This window comes from Embleya sp. NPDC059213 (assembly GCF_042754445.1).
GTDB lineage: Bacteria > Actinomycetota > Actinomycetes > Streptomycetales > Streptomycetaceae > Embleya.
Map to the genome: position 1 here is coordinate 39,602 of NZ_JBHZAV010000051.1, position 16,807 is coordinate 56,408.

Annotated in this window: 14 protein-coding genes; 8 read left to right on the forward strand and 6 right to left on the reverse strand. The window is 71.8% G+C overall.

Annotated features, from left to right (window positions below; translation table 11 throughout):
* Window positions 1–51 precede the first annotated feature (51 nt).
* Window positions 52–1,314 (forward strand): phytanoyl-CoA dioxygenase family protein, encoded by a 1,263-nt coding sequence (locus ACFXMF_RS20445; protein ID WP_360309567.1) that lies wholly within the window; start codon window positions 52–54, stop codon window positions 1,312–1,314.
* A gap of 26 nt (window positions 1,315–1,340) precedes the next feature.
* Here ACFXMF_RS20445 and ACFXMF_RS20450 read toward each other — a convergent pair whose 3' ends face one another.
* Both ACFXMF_RS20450 and ACFXMF_RS20455 read right to left on the reverse strand, forming a co-directional pair.
* A complete protein-coding gene (locus tag ACFXMF_RS20450) occupies window positions 1,341–2,336 on the reverse strand; it encodes a cobalamin-dependent protein (RefSeq protein WP_360309569.1) in 996 nt (331 codons plus the stop codon).
* Window positions 2,333–4,066, reverse strand: coding sequence for a SpoIIE family protein phosphatase (locus ACFXMF_RS20455; protein ID WP_379988240.1), 1,734 nt, complete (start codon window positions 4,064–4,066; stop codon window positions 2,333–2,335). The genes ACFXMF_RS20450 and ACFXMF_RS20455 overlap by 4 nt, the downstream gene beginning before the upstream one ends.
* Before the next feature lie 281 nt (window positions 4,067–4,347).
* On the opposite strand from ACFXMF_RS20455, the gene ACFXMF_RS20460 reads away from it, so the two are divergent.
* A complete protein-coding gene (locus tag ACFXMF_RS20460) occupies window positions 4,348–4,752 on the forward strand; it encodes an STAS domain-containing protein (protein WP_360309573.1) in 405 nt (134 codons plus the stop codon).
* 30 nt (window positions 4,753–4,782) lie between these two features.
* On the opposite strand, the gene ACFXMF_RS20465 is transcribed toward ACFXMF_RS20460, so the two are convergent.
* A complete protein-coding gene (locus ACFXMF_RS20465) occupies window positions 4,783–5,970 on the reverse strand; it encodes a phytanoyl-CoA dioxygenase family protein (RefSeq protein ID WP_360309575.1) in 1,188 nt (395 codons plus the stop codon).
* 188 nt (window positions 5,971–6,158) lie between these two features.
* Window positions 6,159–6,878, reverse strand: a complete 720-nt coding sequence (locus ACFXMF_RS20470; RefSeq protein WP_360309577.1) for a FadR/GntR family transcriptional regulator — start codon at window positions 6,876–6,878, stop codon at window positions 6,159–6,161.
* 199 nt (window positions 6,879–7,077) lie between these two features.
* Between ACFXMF_RS20470 and ACFXMF_RS20475 the strand changes: the two genes are divergently transcribed.
* From ACFXMF_RS20475 to ACFXMF_RS20490, 4 genes are read left to right on the forward strand one after another with little or no spacing between them, the layout of a single operon-like run.
* Window positions 7,078–7,818 carry a (Fe-S)-binding protein gene (locus ACFXMF_RS20475; RefSeq protein ID WP_360309579.1) on the forward strand — a complete coding sequence of 247 codons (741 nt, stop codon included), beginning with the start codon at window positions 7,078–7,080 and terminating at the stop codon, window positions 7,816–7,818.
* Window positions 7,815–9,359: a lactate utilization protein B gene (locus ACFXMF_RS20480; RefSeq protein ID WP_379988239.1), complete on the forward strand. Its 1,545-nt coding sequence runs from the start codon at window positions 7,815–7,817 to the stop codon at window positions 9,357–9,359. Before ACFXMF_RS20475 ends, ACFXMF_RS20480 begins: the two co-directional genes overlap by 4 nt.
* The gene (locus ACFXMF_RS20485) at window positions 9,356–10,045 is read left to right on the forward strand and encodes a lactate utilization protein C (RefSeq protein WP_379988238.1); all 690 of its coding nucleotides are present in this window, start codon (window positions 9,356–9,358) and stop codon (window positions 10,043–10,045) included. Before ACFXMF_RS20480 ends, ACFXMF_RS20485 begins: the two co-directional genes overlap by 4 nt.
* 55 nt (window positions 10,046–10,100) lie before the next feature.
* On the forward strand, window positions 10,101–10,775 hold the full coding sequence (locus tag ACFXMF_RS20490) for a hypothetical protein (protein ID WP_360309585.1): 675 nt from the start codon (window positions 10,101–10,103) through the stop codon (window positions 10,773–10,775).
* 32 nt (window positions 10,776–10,807) lie between these two features.
* Here ACFXMF_RS20490 and ACFXMF_RS20495 read toward each other — a convergent pair whose 3' ends face one another.
* Window positions 10,808–11,395: a hypothetical protein gene (locus ACFXMF_RS20495; protein WP_360309587.1), complete on the reverse strand. Its 588-nt coding sequence runs from the start codon at window positions 11,393–11,395 to the stop codon at window positions 10,808–10,810.
* A gap of 85 nt (window positions 11,396–11,480) precedes the next feature.
* On the opposite strand from ACFXMF_RS20495, the gene ACFXMF_RS20500 reads away from it, so the two are divergent.
* On the forward strand, window positions 11,481–12,158 hold the full coding sequence (locus ACFXMF_RS20500; RefSeq protein ID WP_360309589.1) for a response regulator transcription factor: 678 nt from the start codon (window positions 11,481–11,483) through the stop codon (window positions 12,156–12,158).
* Between the two features lie 164 nt (window positions 12,159–12,322).
* The gene (locus tag ACFXMF_RS20505) at window positions 12,323–13,684 is read left to right on the forward strand and encodes a HAMP domain-containing protein (RefSeq protein ID WP_360309591.1); all 1,362 of its coding nucleotides are present in this window, start codon (window positions 12,323–12,325) and stop codon (window positions 13,682–13,684) included.
* Window positions 13,685–14,132: 448 nt separating this feature from the next.
* Here the strand turns inward: ACFXMF_RS20505 and ACFXMF_RS20510 are convergent, their stop codons facing one another.
* On the reverse strand, window positions 14,133–15,407 hold the full coding sequence (locus ACFXMF_RS20510) for a hypothetical protein (protein ID WP_379988237.1): 1,275 nt from the start codon (window positions 15,405–15,407) through the stop codon (window positions 14,133–14,135).
* Window positions 15,408–16,807: the final 1,400 nt, after the last annotated feature.

Consider the following 16,807-nt stretch of genomic DNA (forward strand, 5'->3'; position numbering starts at 1 on the left):
TTGGTGACGACCCGGTCGGTGTATCGGGTGCGGAACGGGGAGGACGGGGCAATGGGGATTGCGGGCGCCGGATCGGCGGTGGCGCACGACGCCGAACGTGGCACGTTCAGTGTGTTGGGTTGGCCGGTGGTGTGCTTCGAATCGTTCCATCGGGTGGAGTTGCCGCGTCGGCTGGAGGGCGGGCTGGGCGAACGGGTCGCCTGGGACGTGGCCGGCCGGGCCCCGATCGCGCTGTGCATGCCCAACGGTCAGGCGTACAGCTATGTCGAGGACTGCGGCGAGGTGCGGATCGTGCCCGGGGTCACCGCGGACGCCGAATTGGTGGTCGAGCTCGAATCCGGTGCCTGGCAGGACTACCTCTACGAACTGCGCACCAGCCGGGGCCTGGTCGAGTCGCACGCGGTGCGGTTCGTGCGCGGGGGGTTCGCCGACTGGGACGTCTGGGAGCCGGCGATCCGCTGCATGTACTCCGGCACGCCGATCTACCACCCCGCGGCGCTGGACCTGCGCGACCTCGCGGATCGCCCGATCGACCTGCATCGTGACTTCACCACCCACGACGACCCCGACGAAATGGCGCATTTCCTGCGCTCCACCGGCTATCTGGTGGTGCGTCAGGTCTTGGAGGCGGACCGGGTCGAGGAGTTGGCGGGCGAGGTGGACCGGATCCGGGGCCTGTGTCGCGAGGGCGACCGGGGATCGTTGTGGGCGGACGGCCCCGGCGGATTGCGCGCGCCCTACCGGTTGACCTACCTGGGCATGCGCTCGCCGCGGATCGCCGCGCTGGCCGACGACCCGACCGTGCGCATGTTGTGCGGGCTGGCCGGTCAGGACGTGGTCGCGGTGACCGACCGCGACTCCGGACAGATCGCCGTACTCAAGGAGTTCGGCACCTCGCCCGAACCGCTGTCCATCCCGGACCTGCCCTGGCACAAGGACTGTGCCCTCGGCGGTTGTCCGGTCACCTGTCCGCGCGTGCACGTGGGGATCCGGTTGGACGCGGTGAGCCAGGACAGCTCCCAGCTCTACGCGCTGGCCGGCTCGTGGGGCACGGTCGCGCACGAGCGGTACACCCCGGCCCAGTGGGCCGAACTGCCGGTGGTCGGCATCACCACCGAACCGGGCGATGTGACCGTGCACATGGGCTGCGGCCTGCACGCGGGCCCGGCGGCGTCCGGCCCGTCCCGCCGCCGCACGCTCTACGTGCAGTTCGACAACCCCCGCATCTTCGACGTGACCAACCCCTACGAAACCTACGAGCAGGTGATCCCGGGCTACGGCAGCGGGGATCTGCTGACCATGTCCCGCATGTAGGCGACGCGGGGCCCGCACCGGGCGCCTCAAAGCGCCGCTCGCGCCGCCGTCAGGGTCGCGCCCGCTCGCGGGACGTGGGTCAGGCGGGCGGCGAAGGCACGGTAGGCCGCGGCGAGTGCCTCCCGGGAGACCTGACGGTGACCCAGCACGTCGGCGAACCAGCGGGTGAAGTCGTCGAAGAGCACCTGGTCGTCCAGGAAGAGCGAGACCGCGAGCGCGTCGACGGCGCTCACCAGCCCGTCCCGCATCGTGGTGTCCGAGTGCTCGCCCTCGATCGGGACCAGCGCCGCCATGCCCGCCGCGACCAGCGGGGCGCGCAGCAGACCGACGCCGTCGTAACCGGCGTCCGGGAGGTGGCGCAGCCGAGGGGCCGGGGTGGTGATCGTGGGCCAGTCCGGGCCCGCCAGCACGTCGGCGGCCTCCCGGGCGTCCCGGGCCCAGCCGTTCGCGCCGACCACGCCCGCCCACCGGCCGTCCGGACCGAAGCCCGGGCCGCCGACCAGGACCGGCACGCCCACCCGCCGGGCCACCTCGACCATCGCCCGCGCGCCCGGCAGCGCGGTGGAGACCATGCAGCCGATCGCGACCGAATCCGCCTCCGCGTCGGGCAACACGCGGGCCAGTTCGCCGGCGCCGGTGCCCGGTGGCAGGACCATCGCCTCGATGCCGCGCACCCGCAACAGCGCGGCCAGGATGGTGGACGCCAGCCCGTGCCAGTCGCCCTGTGCGCAGCACACCACGACCCGGGCCGCCGCCCGCGGCTGCGGGGTCGCGTCCGCGATCAGGTGCACCACCCGACCGGTGACGTGCGAGGCGCCGTGTTCGCGCGCCACGGTCCATTCGCCGGTCGCCCACCGCTCGCCCACCGTGTGCAGCGCCGGGATCACCAGGTCGGTCAACACCCGGTCGCCGGGCACCCCCTTGCCGAGCAGGTTCCGGACCAGGGTCAGCGCCTCGACCTCGTCCGCCCGTCCGATGTGTTCCAGGAACAGGTCGAGTTCGTCGGGGACCACGTGCGTCATGCGCCATCCGGGTGTTCGTCGGAAACCGGGCGGCCGGGCTCGACCAGAATCGGCAGCGCCTCGTCGTCGTCCCGGTACGGGATGTGAATGGCCAGCAGGACCACGTCGTCCACGACCGGGGCGTCGCCCAGGTGCACCATCAGCCGCTGCTCCAGGCGGGCCACCAGCGCGTCCACGGGCATGCCCGCGCAGGACGCCAGGTCGTGCCGCAACGCCCGCACGCCGTACGCCTCGCCGTCCGCGTCCCGCGCCTCGGTGACCCCGTCGCTGTACAGGAGCAGCGTCGAGCCCGGCGCCAGCGCCAACTCCCGTTCGCCGAACACGGTGCCCGGGATGCCCGCGACGAGCGGGTCGGTGAACGCCATCGCCTGCACCCGACCCGCCGGATCCATCCACAGCGGCGGCGGATGCCCGGCGCAGGTCAGCCGGACCAGCGCCGAACCGTCCGCACGCACGGAGCAGTCACCGGTGATCGCGGTGAGCACGAGGGAGGGATCGCCCAGGGTCAACTCCGCGTCCAGGAGCGCCATGCGATGCGCGGGGGCGCAGCCGGCGCTCGCCGCGGTGCGCAGGATCAGCAGCGACCGCGAACTGAACATGCCCACCGGCGTGCCGCGTCCGCACACGTCGCCGATCGAGAACGCCCAGGTGCCGTCGACGGGGGTCGGGTGCACGGCGTAGAAGTCGCCGCCGAGGCCGTCGGTCAGCGAGACGGGCCGGTAGCGCGCGGCGATCCGCGCGCCGGGCACCTCCGGCAGCGGACCGGGCACCAGCGCCTGGGCCAACAGCATGGTCCGCCGGTCCTGTTCGACGTAGAGCCGCGAGGTGCGCAGCGCGACCCCCACCCGCTCGGCGTAGTCGACGGCGAGCGCGATCTCCTCCTCGGTGAACGGGTCCGAGGTCGCCGAGCGCACGAACGTCAGTACGGAGGGCGCGTCGTCGTCGGTGGGTACCGGAACCACCAGCGCGCAGCGGGCGTCCACCGCGACCAGATCCGCGACCGCCTCGTCCGGCACCAGTCGGGTGAGCAACGCCCGGTCCATCAGCGGGTGCAACTCCTGCCGTCGGGTGCGCAACACCCGGCCGACGCCCGCCGGCGCGGTCCACGCGGCACCCAGGCCGCTGGTCACCCGGCCGATCGGGCGGCCGGTGGCGGGCGCGTAGGTGGTGCGCAGCCGGCCGTCCTCCATGCTCGGCACCGACAGCGCCACCCAGTCGGCCAGTTCGCGGGCCGGCAGCGTGATCACCAGATCGGTGAGCCGGCGCGGGTGGGTGGTCGCGGACAACAGGCGGCCCGCCTCGGCGAGGAAGACCTTGCGCCTGCGCTCGGCCAACAGCGCGTCCTCGCGCCGGCGTTCGGGAGTGGTGTCCTGTACGTACCACACGTAGTGGCCGCCGCCCAGCACCGCCCGCCGGCCGCGCATGCGCCGCTCGAAGACCTCGCCCTGCCAACCGGTCCCGGTCGCGGGCAACATCGGTTCGGCCGTGCCCACGGTGCAGTCCGGCAGCAACCGCGCGGCTGCCGCGTTGAGGTAGCACACGGTGCCTTCGGGCGTGAAGACGACCACGCCGGTGTCGCTCTGGTCGAGCACCTCGCCGAGCGACCACGTGGGCGGCGCGGGCTCGTCCGGGACACGTGGCGGTTTGAAGCCATTGGTCCGCCCCTCGGCGGCCGGCTCCCGGGTGTTGCTGTTGCCCCGCTCGTCGCCGGAGGGGCGTTGTCCGGTCATGGCTACGGAATCCCTTGCGTCCGTGCGTTTCGAGCCGGCTCGGGCCGGCGCTCGCGCAACCTTCACGGTACGACCGCGAACGTCGCCCGGGTGTGGGTTCCGCGGGAATCACACCTATAGGGGAAGACGGTCCACGACGGGCCGACGCGACGAGTAGTGTGCCGATGCGGTCCTGTCGTTTCCGGGAGGGATGTGGAGATTCATCCCGAGACGTGCGAACCGTACCGAGCGGCCGCGCGGCGCGCGACCGAGCCGACACTTGACCAGGTGGAGTGCTCCACATGAGCCTTGACGATCTCCCACCGGACGACGTCGATCACACATCGTTCTCCGCCAGGCCGTGCGTCGTGCACACCACGATGGAATCCGACCTCGGCGGCATCGTCTCCGTGCAGGGGGACATGGACATGACGGCGGCGCCGGTGTTCCGGCAGGCGGTGGACCGCCTCGTCGACGAGGGCGCGCGCAGCCTGCGGATCGACCTCTCGGGCGTGCCGTTCATCGACTCGTCCGGCCTGGGCAGTCTGGTCTACGGCTACCGCCGCCTGCGCGACCGCGACGGCGACACCGTGGTGTGCGGCGTCGGACCGCAGCCCGCGCGGGTGCTGCGGATCACCCATTTGGACCGCATTCTCAGCGTGGAATCCGTGGAATCCGCCGCGCTTCCCGCCGTGCCGCAGCGCTGAGGCGGGCCGCCCCGACCCCGGCCGTCGGGCTCAACGCCCCAGCCCGGCCTCCAGTTCACTCGCGCTGCGACTGCGGATCAGGTCGTTGATCGCCTCGCCCGGCCCGACGTGCTCGAACAGGGTCGGTGGATGGAAGGTGACATACATCGTGCGGCGCCCGCCCTCGCCCGAGGGCGCGGGGGAGGCGTGCAGTACGTCGGTCATGTGCACCGTCACGTCGCCCGGCTCGGTGGGCACGGTCAGGTGCGGCAATTCGGCCAGGTCGGCGGCGCCGGGCTGCGGGCAGGTGCGGCCCTGGGAGCCCGGAATCGCCTCCAGGTAGCCGTTCTCCGCGCAGGAGCCGGTGAGTTGGATGCCGATCGCCACCGACGGGCACATGATGTGATGGCCGCCGAGCCCGCAGTCGGTGTGCCACGGGATGTTGGCCAGGCCCTTGAGCCGACCGGGCGGCTTGAGCAGGACCGAGATGCCCTCCATCCGGTCGGTGGACGCCGCGAGGTCCTCGTGGATCAACGTGGCCAGTCGAACCAGCCGCGGATCGTGGGCCAGCGCACCGATCGGCGCCGACCGCTCGCTCGCGTAGACGATCCGGCACAACACCTGCTCGCCGCTCTCGCGCTGTGCCCACCAGGACCGGTCGTCGTCCGGCCGCGCCTCGGCGGCCAGTCGATCCACCTCGGCTTCGAACACGGCGATCTCGGCGGCGGAGAAGACTCCGCGCACCCGCATCACCCCGGTCGCCTCGAAGTGGTCGGCGAGTTCGCGATCCGAGTGATCGAGCGTCAGTTCGGCGGCCGTGTCCACCGATCGACCGTGTCGGTCGAACACCTGTGTGCCGTGCGGCAGATAGATCTCGATCCCCTGATAGAGCGCCCGCAACACCGGCTCCCAGCGGAACAGTTCGTGCACACCGCCTCGTTCGGTGGCCACGTCGCCCGCGATCGCGAGCGCGGCGGCGGTCCGCAACAGGGTGACCAGGTCGGTCCACGCGTCGGGGGACAACCGCACCACGCACGTGGCGTCCGCATCGACGCCCTCCACGACTCGCAACCGCGAGTCGTGCGCCCGATACGTCCACGCCCCCTCGCCGACCCGCAGCCCGAGCGGTTCGAGACCCGCCAACCCCGCCGCAGCCCGCTTCCCGGCCTCACCGATGAGCAATCCAGGGACGATGTCCCGATGGTACGTCTCCGCGTCGATCCGGTCGTGCCCGAGCATCCTCGCGACCTCCTGCGCTGTACGTTGCCGCGCAGTATGCCGCGCAACCGCACCGAGTCACCACCCCGCCCCAAGGTTTCCCCCACCCCGGATCACCTTGCCCCACAAGCGACATGACGCCCCGTCAGCGAAATTTCATCCCCGGTGCGCGGCAACACCCCGACCCGCGCGGCCCCGCGACCCGTCCCTCACGCCAACCGCCCCACTCCCGGGTAGGCCCGACGCAGGTGTGCGACCACCGCCGCCGCTGCCGCGGCGGGGTCTCGGGCCTCGATCGCCGCCAGGATCGCGTGGTGGTCCGCACGCAACGCGCCGGTGTCCGGTCCCAGTTCGGCAACCGCGCGTTGTTGGTGTCGACGTACCGTGTCGCGCAGCGCGCGCATGAACGTGGCGACCAGCGCGTTGCCGGACAACTCCGCGATCGCGGTGTGGAACTCGGTGTCCTGCTCGTTGAATTGCTCCGCCGACAGATCCGGCGCGTCCATCGCGGCCACGATCGTGCGCAGCCGGTCGAGGTCGGCCTCGCTCGCGTGCCGGGCGGCGGCCTCGACCGCCCAGGACTCGATCAACAACCGGGTCTCCACGACGTCGTCCACCGCGAAGTTGGCCAGGCCCAGGTGCAGTCCCAGCACACCGGTCAGCGCCGGCCCCGCCGAACCGGCCAGGATGGCGCCCGCCTCGGGGCCGCTGCCGGTGTTCGCGACCAGGACGCCCATCGCCTCCAGGACCCGCATCGCCTCGCGCACCGACGGGCGGCTGACCCCGAGTGCGGCGGCCAGAGCGCGCTCGCCCGGAAGCTTGTCGCCCGCGCGCAGCCGGCCGGTCGAGATCTGCTCCTCGATCTGCGCGACGACCTCCTCGAAGGCGCGCACCCGCTTGACCGGGCGCCAGTCCGGGCCGTCGTTCACAAAAGCTCCTCGGAGCGATCCAGGTCGCGGGCCGACACCCACGTCTTGTGGCACAGCATGACATGCCCATACCGTGTGACCACACTGTGGTCTGACCACACGCATGCCAGTTCGAACCACCCACAACCCGCCCCGACCCCACCCCGCGACCCCCGATCAACCCCACCCCCGATCCCACCACCGCAAGGAGGCCGCCCGCATGCGCGTCGGGCTGTTCATCACCTGCCTCAACGACACCCTGTACCCCCGCACCGGCCAGGCCGTCGTCCGCCTCCTGGAGCGCCTGGGTTGCGAGGTCGATTTCCCGCTCGCCCAGACCTGCTGCGGACAGATGCACTGGAACACCGGCTACGGCCCGCGGATCGAGCCGATGGTGCGCCGGTTCGCGGACACCTTCGCCGGCTACGACGCGGTGGTCACCCCCTCCGGGTCGTGCGGCGCGATGATCCGCGACAACCACCCGCGCGCCGCCGCCCGGGCCCGGGACGCCACCCTCGCGGCCGACGTCGCGGCGGTGGTCCCGAAGGTGTACGACCTCACCGAGTTCATCGTCGACGTGCTCGGCGTCACCGACGTCGGCGCGTACTTCCCGCACAAGGTCGCCTACCACCCCACCTGCCACTCGCGTCGCCTGATGAAGCTCGGCGACCGTCCGACCGCACTGCTGCGCGAGGTGCGCGGTCTGGAACTGCTCGGCCTGCCCGGCGAGGAGGAGTGTTGCGGCTTCGGCGGCACCTTCGCGGTCAAGAACCCGGACGTGTCCACCGCGATGGGCGCCGACAAGGTCCGGCACGCCGCAGGCACCGGCGCCGAGGTGTTGTGCGCGGCGGACAACTCGTGCCTGATGCACATCGGTGGCCTGATGGACCGTCAGCGCACCGGGATGCGGGTCCTGCACCTCGCGGAAATCCTCGCCTCCACCGAGAAGGAGCCGGCATGAGCAAGGCCGTCCCGCCGACCGGCGCCACCTTCGTCGGCATGCCCCCGTTCCCGCAGGCCGCGCGGGCCGCCGTCGGCGACGCGCAACTGCGGCACAACCTGCGCAAGGCCACCCACACCATCCGGGACAAGCGGGCCCTGGTGGTGGACGAACTCGCGGACTGGGCCGAACTGCGCGCGGCGGGCGCGGCGATCAAGGACCGCACGCTGCGCCGCCTCGACGAACACCTGCTCGCGGTCGAGGCCGCGGTCACCGCCGCCGGCGGCACCGTGCACTGGGCCGCCGACGCCGCCGAGGCGAATCGCATCGTCGCGGACCTGGTCCGGGCCACCGGCGAGACCGAGGTGGTCAAGGTCAAGTCGATGGTCACCCAGGAGATCGGCCTCAACGAGGCGCTCGCCGCCGAGGGCATCCGGGCCTACGAGACCGACCTGGCCGAGTTGATCGTGCAGTTGGGCGAGGATCTGCCCTCGCACATCCTGGTGCCCGCGATCCACCGCAACCGGTCCGAGATCCGGGAGATCTTCGTTCGCGAGATGGGCGAATGGGGCGTGCCGGCACCGGCCGGTCTGACCGACGAGCCGGCCGCGCTGGCCGAGGCCGCGCGTCGGCACCTGCGCGAGCGTTTCCTGTCCGCGAAGGTCGCGGTCTCCGGCGCCAATTTCGTGGTCGCCGAGACCGGCACGCTCGTGGTGGTCGAGTCGGAGGGCAACGGGCGGATGTGCCTGACCCTGCCGGACACGCTGATCTCGGTGGTCGGCATCGAGAAGGTCGTGCCGACCTGGGCCGACCTGGAGGTGTTCCTGCAACTGCTGCCGCGCAGTTCGACCGGCGAGCGGATGAACCCCTACACCTCGATGTGGACCGGCATCACCCCCGGCGACGGCCCGCAGGACTTCCACCTGATCCTGCTCGACAACGGCCGCACCGACGTGCTGGCGGACAGTACCGGTCGGCAGGCGCTGCGTTGCATCCGCTGCTCGGCCTGTCTGAATGTGTGCCCGGTGTACGAACGCACCGGCGGACACGCGTACGGGTCGGTGTATCCCGGGCCGATCGGCGCGATCCTGGTGCCGCAGTTGGGCGGCATCGCGACCGCGAAGGTGGACGCGCAGACCGCGTCGCTGCCGTACGCCTCCTCGCTGTGCGGCGCGTGCTACGAGGTGTGCCCGGTCGCGATCGACATCCCCGAGGTGCTGGTGCATCTGCGCGAACAGGTGGTCGAGGGCGGCGGTCATCGGGCCGAGCGGACGGCGATGCGGGCGGCCGAGTGGGTGCTCGACGATCCCGGGCGACTGCGCCGGGTACAGCGGGTCGCGGCGCGCTCGCGCAAGTTGATCCCCAAGCGGGCCCCGGGCCCGGGCGCGGCCTGGACGGACAGTCGGTCGATCCCGGCGGTGCCGGCGGAGTCGTTCCGGGACTGGTGGGTGCGGGAGCGCAGCGGGCCCGGGGGTGCGCCGCAGGCGGACATGGGCCCGGGGGATCCGGGGCCTGCGGCCGCGCGCACCGAAGCGAACGAGATCGAGGGGGAGAGCCGATGAATTCGCGCGAGGTGATCCTGAACCGGGTACGGCGGGCGCTGACGGACGTGCCGCGCGACGAGGTCTTCCCGGTTCCGCGCGACTACGCACGGGCGCATGTGGTCGAGGGCGTGCTCGAACTGTTCGCCGAACACCTGCGCGACTATCGGGCCGTCGTGCACGAGGTCACCGGGAGCGAACTCGCGGACGCGATCGCACAGGCGGTCGAACGGCGCGGGGCACGTCGGCTGGTGACACCGGCGGGGCTGCCGGCGGAGTGGGTCGCGGGGCTCGCGCCCGGGACGTGCGTGCCGGACGGCTGGGTGTACGGGCCGATCGACGAATCGTCCGATGATCCTACTAATAACAGGCCGGAGCAGCCCGCCCCCCACCTCACCGTCGCCGAGCTGGACACCGCCGACGGTGTCCTCACCGCCGCCGCCGTCGCGATCGCCGAGACCGGCACGATCGTGCTCGACGCGGGACCGGGACAGGGGCGCCGGGCGTTGACCCTGGTCCCGGACTGGCACCTGTGCGTGGTCCGCGCCCGGGACGTGGTCGCGTCCGTACCGCAGGCACTGGAGCGACTGCTCCCCGGCCGGCCGCTGACCTGGATCTCCGGCCCGTCCGCGACCAGCGACATCGAGCTGAACCGGGTCGAGGGGGTACACGGGCCGAGGACCCTGGAGGTGCTGATCGTGCGGTGATGCCGCACCGGTTCAGGTGTGGTGATGTCCCGCCGATCATTTACAGTCCATAGGCGTGGCACCCGATACGAAGGCACTCGTCCTGTCGACCAAGAACCTGATGGAGATGGTCGACCTCCTGAGCAACACCAGCCCGCCCGAGGCGTACGACGCGATCGCCGAGCAACTGGCGAACACGCGCGTGATCCTGGGCCGGCTGGCCGCTCCCACGCCGACCACGCTGTGCAACGAACACCCGTACGGCCCGGTCGACGAGGATGCCCGGGACAAGTGCCTGTTCTGCGAGAACCGGCGGCGGCGCGGCCGGGCCCGGGACGCGGCGGACGCGCGCCCGCGCTCGGCGCCGTGCCCCCGGCACCCCGAGCGTGGTCTGCTCGCGCTCGGCGAGTCGTGTCCGCTGTGCGGGACGCCGGACGGTGCGCCGACCTCGCGTCAGGGCCTGCCGAGCGTGCGTGATCCGCGACCGGCCCCGCTGTCCGGTGCCCGCGGGGTGGACATGCGGCTGACCGTGCTCACCCGGCAACTCGCCCAACTGGCGGACGAGGCCGGCCGGGACGCACGCGGCGAGGCGCTGCTCGCGGCGGCGGTCGACGTGCTCAAGGGCGCCCAGGGCCTGATCCAGGCGGCCAACGCGTTCACCGACGGGCGCGGCGACGAGGCGTACAACACCGCGACCCGGGCCGCCCGGGGCCTGCGGTCGACGGCGGCCGAGGTGCTGGAAGACCTGTAGTCGTTCGGGTCGAGGGCCCGGCGGCGACCCGCTCAGTCCTCGTAGGTCGACGCGATCGGCTGGTGTCCGTTCCAGACCACGAACACCGACGAGGTGCGGTGGTTGGCGGTGAAGTCCACCCGGATCCACCTGTCCCCGGGCCACACCTTCACCGCCCAGCCGGGGTTCGGGGTTGCGGCGATCAGCGTCGCGCTCGTGGCCGAGTACCGGAACGACGCCCGCCCGCCCCGTACTTCGAAACTCTGCACGGCCGGAGCCGGCGGGTCCTCCCGAAGCTGGGCCGGCGGTACCACCGACGTCGGCGGGCTCTTCGGCGTCGGCGGGGCGGAGGACGCGGGCGCCGACGCGGACGCCGTGGTCGGCGCCGGCGTGCGGTTGACCGCGGAGATCAGGTCGGGTGCCTCGCTCGTCGGCGGCGCGACCGGCGTCGACGGCGCGAGCGGCGTCGGTGGCCGAGAACTCGTCACCGGTGGCGGTTCGTCCCCGGCGGCCAGCGTCGGAGCCCGAGGCGGCTCGAACACGGTGTCGCGCAACACGCTGCGCACGCCCCACCAGGCCAGCGCGACGGCCATCGCGCTGACCACGAGCCATACCGCGATCGAGGTGACGGTTCTGCGCACGTGCTCTGGCCTCCAGCCGCTGATCCGGCCCGATGTTCCCCTCCCGGGCCGGCCGGATCGAAGAGTACGGGTACGGTTCCGAACCATGGCACAGGTGCTCGTGGTCGAGGACGACCAATTCGTACGTTCGGCGCTGATCCGCTATCTGACGTCGTCCTCACACGCCGTTCGGAGCGTCGGAACGGCTCTCGAAGCATTGCGCGAAGTCGCCCAATACCCTTTCGATGTGGTCATTCTGGACCTCGGTCTGCCGGATCTGGACGGCTCCGAGGCGTTGAAGATGTTGCGCGGCATATCCGACGTCCCGGTGATCATCGCGACCGCCCGGGACGACGAGGCCGAGGTGGTCCGGCTGCTCAACGCGGGGGCCGACGACTACGTGACGAAGCCGTTCTCCGGCGAACACCTGGGCGCGCGCATGTCGGCGGTGCTGCGCCGTGCGCGCGGGCGGACCACGCCGGAGGTGTTCACCGTCGGCGGCCTGCTGATCGACACCAGGCGCCGGGAGGCACAACTGGACGGCCGGGAGTTGGAGTTGACCCGGCGCGAGTTCGACCTGCTGGCGTTCCTGGCGGCGCGGGCCGGGACGGTGGTGCCGCGGCGGGAGATCCTCGCCGAGGTGTGGGGTCAGTCGTACGGTGACGACCAGACCATCGACGTGCACCTGTCCTGGCTGCGGCGCAAGCTCGGTGAGAAGGCGCGGGAGCCGAGGTATCTGCACACGGTGCGGGGTGTCGGGGTGAAACTGGAGCCGCCGGCGTGAGGGCGGGCGCGGGGACCGCGGCGGGTGGGGAGGGGTCGGGCGCAGGCGGTACGGGTGGCGACGGAGCGCCGGATCCGCGTGCGGCGGGTCGGGCGCAGGCTTCCGGGGGACGGACGCCGGCTTCGGCAGGCCGGGACGGCAAGCGGCCGCGGGCGCCCAAGGGGGTGCGCGGCACGCTGGTGCGGGTCTCGTTGGCGGTCACCACGATGGTTGCCCTGGCGTTTTTGATCCCGCTGGTCCTGGTGATCCGGGAGATCGCCGCGGACCGTACCTTCACCGACGCCGAGCGGCAGGCCGCCGCGCTGCAGCCGGCGCTGGTGATCACCACCGATCGGGCGACGCTGGAGCCGGCGATCGCGAGTGTGCCGGCCGGTTCGAGTGGTCGGATCGCGATCCACCTGCCGGACGGTTCGGTGCTGGGGCGGCCGCGGGCGAGCGAGCAGAGCGTGGCCACCGCGCGCGGGTCGGCCCGGTCGTTCCGGGTCCGGGCGGGCGGCGGCTGGGCGTTGTTGCAGCCGCTGCTGCTGGACCAGGGGCGGATCACCGTGATCGAGGTGTACGTGCCGGACGGCGACCTGGAGCACGGCGTCGATACCGCGTGGATGGTGCTCACCGGCGTGGCGGTGGTCCTGGTCGGCGGCTCCGTGGTGGTCGCCGACCGGCTCGGCGCGCAGGTGGTGCGCTCGGCGCGGGGCCTGGCTTCGGCGGCCCGCGCGTTGGGGACCGGCGACCTGGCGGCCAGGATTGCGCCGCAGGGCCCGTCCGAACTCCAGGAGGCCGCCACATCGTTCAACACGATGGCCGATCGGGTGGAGCAACTGCTGGCCAACGAGCGGGAGATGGCTGCCGACCTGTCGCATCGACTGCGCACGCCCCTGACCGCGCTACGGCTGAACGCGGCGGCGCTGGGCGAGGACCCGGTGGCCGAACAGACCCGGAACGCGGTGGCGCAGTTGGAGCGTGAGGTCGACGAACTGATCCGCACGGCACGGCGATCGAGCACGAGCATCGAGGCGGTGGGTTGCGACGCGGCCGAAGTGGTGCGTGACCGGATGGACTTCTGGTCGGCACTGGCCGAGGACGAGGTGCGCCCGTGGCAACTGGTGGGCGCGGACCAGCCGGTACGGGTCCCGGTGCCCCGGGGCGACCTGGCGGCCGGGCTCGACGCGATGCTGGGCAACGTCTTCCGGCACACCGAGGAGGGCGTGCCGTTCTCGGTCACCCTGCACTCGGGTCGGGACGCGGTGATCCTGCTCGTGGCCGACGGCGGCCCGGGCATCGCCGACCCGGAGAGCGCGCTGCGGCGCGGCCACGGGCACGGCGGCGAGGGCTCAACGGGACTGGGCCTGGACATCGTCCGACGCCTCGCGGAGGCCACCGGCGGCGAGGTCGGCGTGGGCCGCTCGGTGCTGGGCGGCGCGGAGATCAGCGTACGACTCGGCGCCGGCCGCACGGAGGCGATCGTGCGCCGCAGCCGCCGAGCGGGCAAGGGCGGACGCGGCCGGCGACGGTTGGGGGTGGGGTGACGGACGGGGCGGGGTGAGGGGGCGGAGCATGTCGATGGTGGGGTGATCGTCGACGGTCGGGACGGGGGAGTGGCTGTTATCAACGCGCATTTGATCGACGCTGGGCTGTCCCGACACCACCTGCGGCGGACCCTTTGATGCCGGTCGCCGCGTACCGCGCGTTGCTGCCACACCCGGGCCGCCACGACGCCCTCGCCGTCATCCGGGCACGTTCGTCGAACCGCTCCATGACACGTTCCGGGCGGGGAGGCTCGCCAAGCTCGATGCCGTGCCCGATCCGTTCACGACCATGGTCGCGCTCTCGAAGTCCCGCGAGGAGCAGTCCTCCGGCACCACGTTCACCTTCGACCGACCCGTGGACGACGATCGGAACCACCTCCTCGACGTGCACCGTCGCTGCTGCGCGAGACGAACCCGACACCTGTCGAAACAGGCTTCTGCGACGGGTTCAGGCAGTGGCCGGCCGGGCCGCAGCGGCGGCGGCTCGGACTTCGGGAGCTTCCATCGGGTCGTCGCGTAGTTCCGCGATGCGCTTTCGGGTTGTGGGGTTGTCGGGTGCGTGGGCGATGCCGAGGAGTCGGGCCTGTTCCTGGCAGTCCCAGAGGGATTCGGTGTGGGCGTGCTCCAAGCCGCTCGCGTCGATGGCGGCGAGCGCTTCCAGGTAGGCGGGCCGCGCGTAGGAGTGCGGGGTGTGCAGCCAGAGCCGGCGCAGGTCGGCCACCGCCTCGGCGGCTTCCGGCCCGAAGCGGGCCAGTTGCCGTGCCGTGGCCTCGGGGCCGCACCAGGTGTGGGTCCGCCGTTGTTGCGCGAGTTCGGCCAGTAGGACCGGCAGCGCCTCGGGGACGGCCTGGTCGGCGAGGACGTTACGGCCGAGGCGGGCGAGCCATTCGCGCTCGTCGCCCGCCCAGTCGCGCGCCGCCGGTACGGCCAGGGCGCCGAGGTGTTCGACGGCCCGGGTGAGCTGCGGGAGGGGACGGCGACCGTCCGGGGTGGCGAGCGAGGGTACGAGGGGGATCAGGGCTTCCGTCGGGTCGCGGCGGCACAGTTCGTGCAGGGCGTCGACCCGGATGCGGTCCCCGGGCGGGGCGAGGGTCAGCAGGTCGAGCAGCTCGCCGTCGGTATGTCCGCCGAGATCGTGCGGAGCCGGTCGTGGATCGGGCCGCCGGACCACGACTCCGAACCCGGCCCACGGCTCGGTTCGCCACGGCGGCTCCGGTTCCCGGCCGATGCGGGTTCGCGCGACCTCGGCCAGGTCCTCCCACCAGGTGTCCGGCCAGTGGTCCGCGACGGACTCCAGTACGGGTACCCAGTGGGCGCCTTCCCGGATGTGGGCCCGCAGTCCCTCCCGGGCCTCGTGCGATCCGCCGAGAGCGAGCAGGACCAACACATCGGCTGCCCGGGAGCACTCGTCCTCGGAACCCGCGAGATGCTTCACGATCGGTGCCGGCGACAACTCCAGCTCTTGGACCGACCGCGCCAGGTACAGGGCACGTTCGTCGACGAGTCCGTCCCAGGCCCAGTCCCGACGGATCCCGTCGCACACGAACGGCGCGGCTGCCGAGGGGCTTTGCCGCGCCTGTATGGCGCCCAGGCCCCGTCCTCGTTGCAGCAGCCCTTGGAGGGATTTGTGGGGGGCGTAGAACATTTCGTTGTTCTTGTTGTCGTTGTTGTCGTTCTTGTCGTTGCCCTCGTTGTCCTTGTCGTTGTTCTTGTTGTCGCTCATCGGGCGGAACCCTGCCGGATGAGGGGCTTGGCTGTCGCGTGATATTTGCCCTGCTTCAGTCCTTCGGTTCTGTCCTGGGGGCGAGGTCCGGTGGGCTGTTTGGGTGGGGTTGTTTCGGCGGAGGAACCGGCTTGGGGGAAATGGGAGTTCGCGTGGTGGTGGCGCCGGCGTTTTGTGACGGGCGCCGTGGCGAGGGCGAGGATCAGTCCTGCCTTGCGGGGATCGCGTTTGGGAACGGCGTGCGTGCCGACTTCGGGTGATGCGGCATTGTCGTGTGGCGTGTCCTGGCGTGTCCTGGCGTCTCCTGGCCGATAACGGTCTCTGCGGCCGGTCTCACGGCGGGCGCAACGTCTGTGTGGGGGAGGGGATTTCGGGTGCTATTGGACACAGCCGGATCGGCCGCATCGCAACGGCGGGGGCGAGCGTCAGGTCCGGACGCACCGGTCTCATGGGTCGACCACCCGGAAGTTGCTTCATCAACCGCATGGGAATACGCGCAGGGGTGTGGGGCGGTTTGGGGGGCTGACGACTGGTTCGTTGTTTGGTTTGGAGTGGGGTTGCGTTGTGGGATGCGTTGCGATGCGCGGTTGGCTCGGGGTGGGGGCGGACACTTGGACGAGGGATCTTCTCACTGTGAGTAGTTGTTCGTGTGCCGCCGGACACGTGGACCTTGATCAACCCTTAAGTGGGCCTTAAACCCTTGTCTCGGGGCCAATCCGGTCGGGTCGACAGGTGTTCTTCGGCCACGGTTTTCACTAGCCTTCAGAACGACGGTCCATTCGGAACCAACGGGACTCCCCCCTTTCCGAATGGCCCAGGCGCAGCCCAATCCCCCCCAGGGTCTGTAGCCGTTCGGGGATCTCGCATCCCCGGCCGCTCGTGTCCCCACCCCCACCCGGGGCACGACGGCATCCCGACCCGAGAGCGAAAACTCTCGGGTCGGGCTTTTTTATGGGCCGAATGCGGCTGCGGCACGGGCGCCGGCGCGGGGCGGTGCTTGGGCTTTCGGCGGGTCGCGGGGGTGGCGGGTCCGGGTGGCTGGGGTTGCGGGGGCGGCGGTGGAGTTGGCCTGGGTCGTGAGCGCAGCGAGCACGGCGACCCGGTTGCGCACGGAACCGGTGGGACGGCCTGGGTCGCGAGCGCAGCGAGCATGGTGGCCTGGGTCGCGAATCGAACCGGCGGGACGGCGCGGGTCGCGAGCGCAGCGAGCACGGCGGCCCGGGGTCGTGAGCGGAACAGGGGGACGGCCGGGGTCGTGAGCTGAGTGAGCGGGTGGGGGGCTTTCGGCGATGCAGCGCTGCTTTTTATTGGGCGCCTTCGGCGCCGGCTCGCGAGGCACCACTTTTTTGTTCCGTCGCAGGCTCCTCCACAAAAAAGTGGCCCCTCGCTCGTGACTTCGT

Excerpts from the sequence above, each read along its gene's own strand:
- ACFXMF_RS20485 (WP_379988238.1), top strand. The coding sequence starts at position 9,356 with ATGAATTCGCGCGAGGTGATCCTGAACCGGGTACGGCGGGCGCTGACG.
- ACFXMF_RS20480 (WP_379988239.1), top strand. The coding sequence starts at position 7,815 with ATGAGCAAGGCCGTCCCGCCGACCGGCGCCACCTTCGTCGGCATGCCC.
- ACFXMF_RS20510 (WP_379988237.1), bottom strand. The coding sequence starts at position 15,407 with ATGAGCGACAACAAGAACAACGACAAGGACAACGAGGGCAACGACAAG.
- ACFXMF_RS20460 (WP_360309573.1), top strand. The coding sequence starts at position 4,348 with ATGAGCCTTGACGATCTCCCACCGGACGACGTCGATCACACATCGTTC.
- ACFXMF_RS20455 (WP_379988240.1), bottom strand. The coding sequence starts at position 4,066 with ATGACCGGACAACGCCCCTCCGGCGACGAGCGGGGCAACAGCAACACC.
- ACFXMF_RS20445 (WP_360309567.1), top strand. The coding sequence starts at position 52 with ATGGGGATTGCGGGCGCCGGATCGGCGGTGGCGCACGACGCCGAACGT.
- ACFXMF_RS20500 (WP_360309589.1), top strand. The coding sequence starts at position 11,481 with ATGGCACAGGTGCTCGTGGTCGAGGACGACCAATTCGTACGTTCGGCG.
- ACFXMF_RS20465 (WP_360309575.1), bottom strand. The coding sequence starts at position 5,970 with ATGCTCGGGCACGACCGGATCGACGCGGAGACGTACCATCGGGACATC.
- ACFXMF_RS20475 (WP_360309579.1), top strand. The coding sequence starts at position 7,078 with ATGCGCGTCGGGCTGTTCATCACCTGCCTCAACGACACCCTGTACCCC.
- ACFXMF_RS20450 (WP_360309569.1), bottom strand. The coding sequence starts at position 2,336 with ATGACGCACGTGGTCCCCGACGAACTCGACCTGTTCCTGGAACACATC.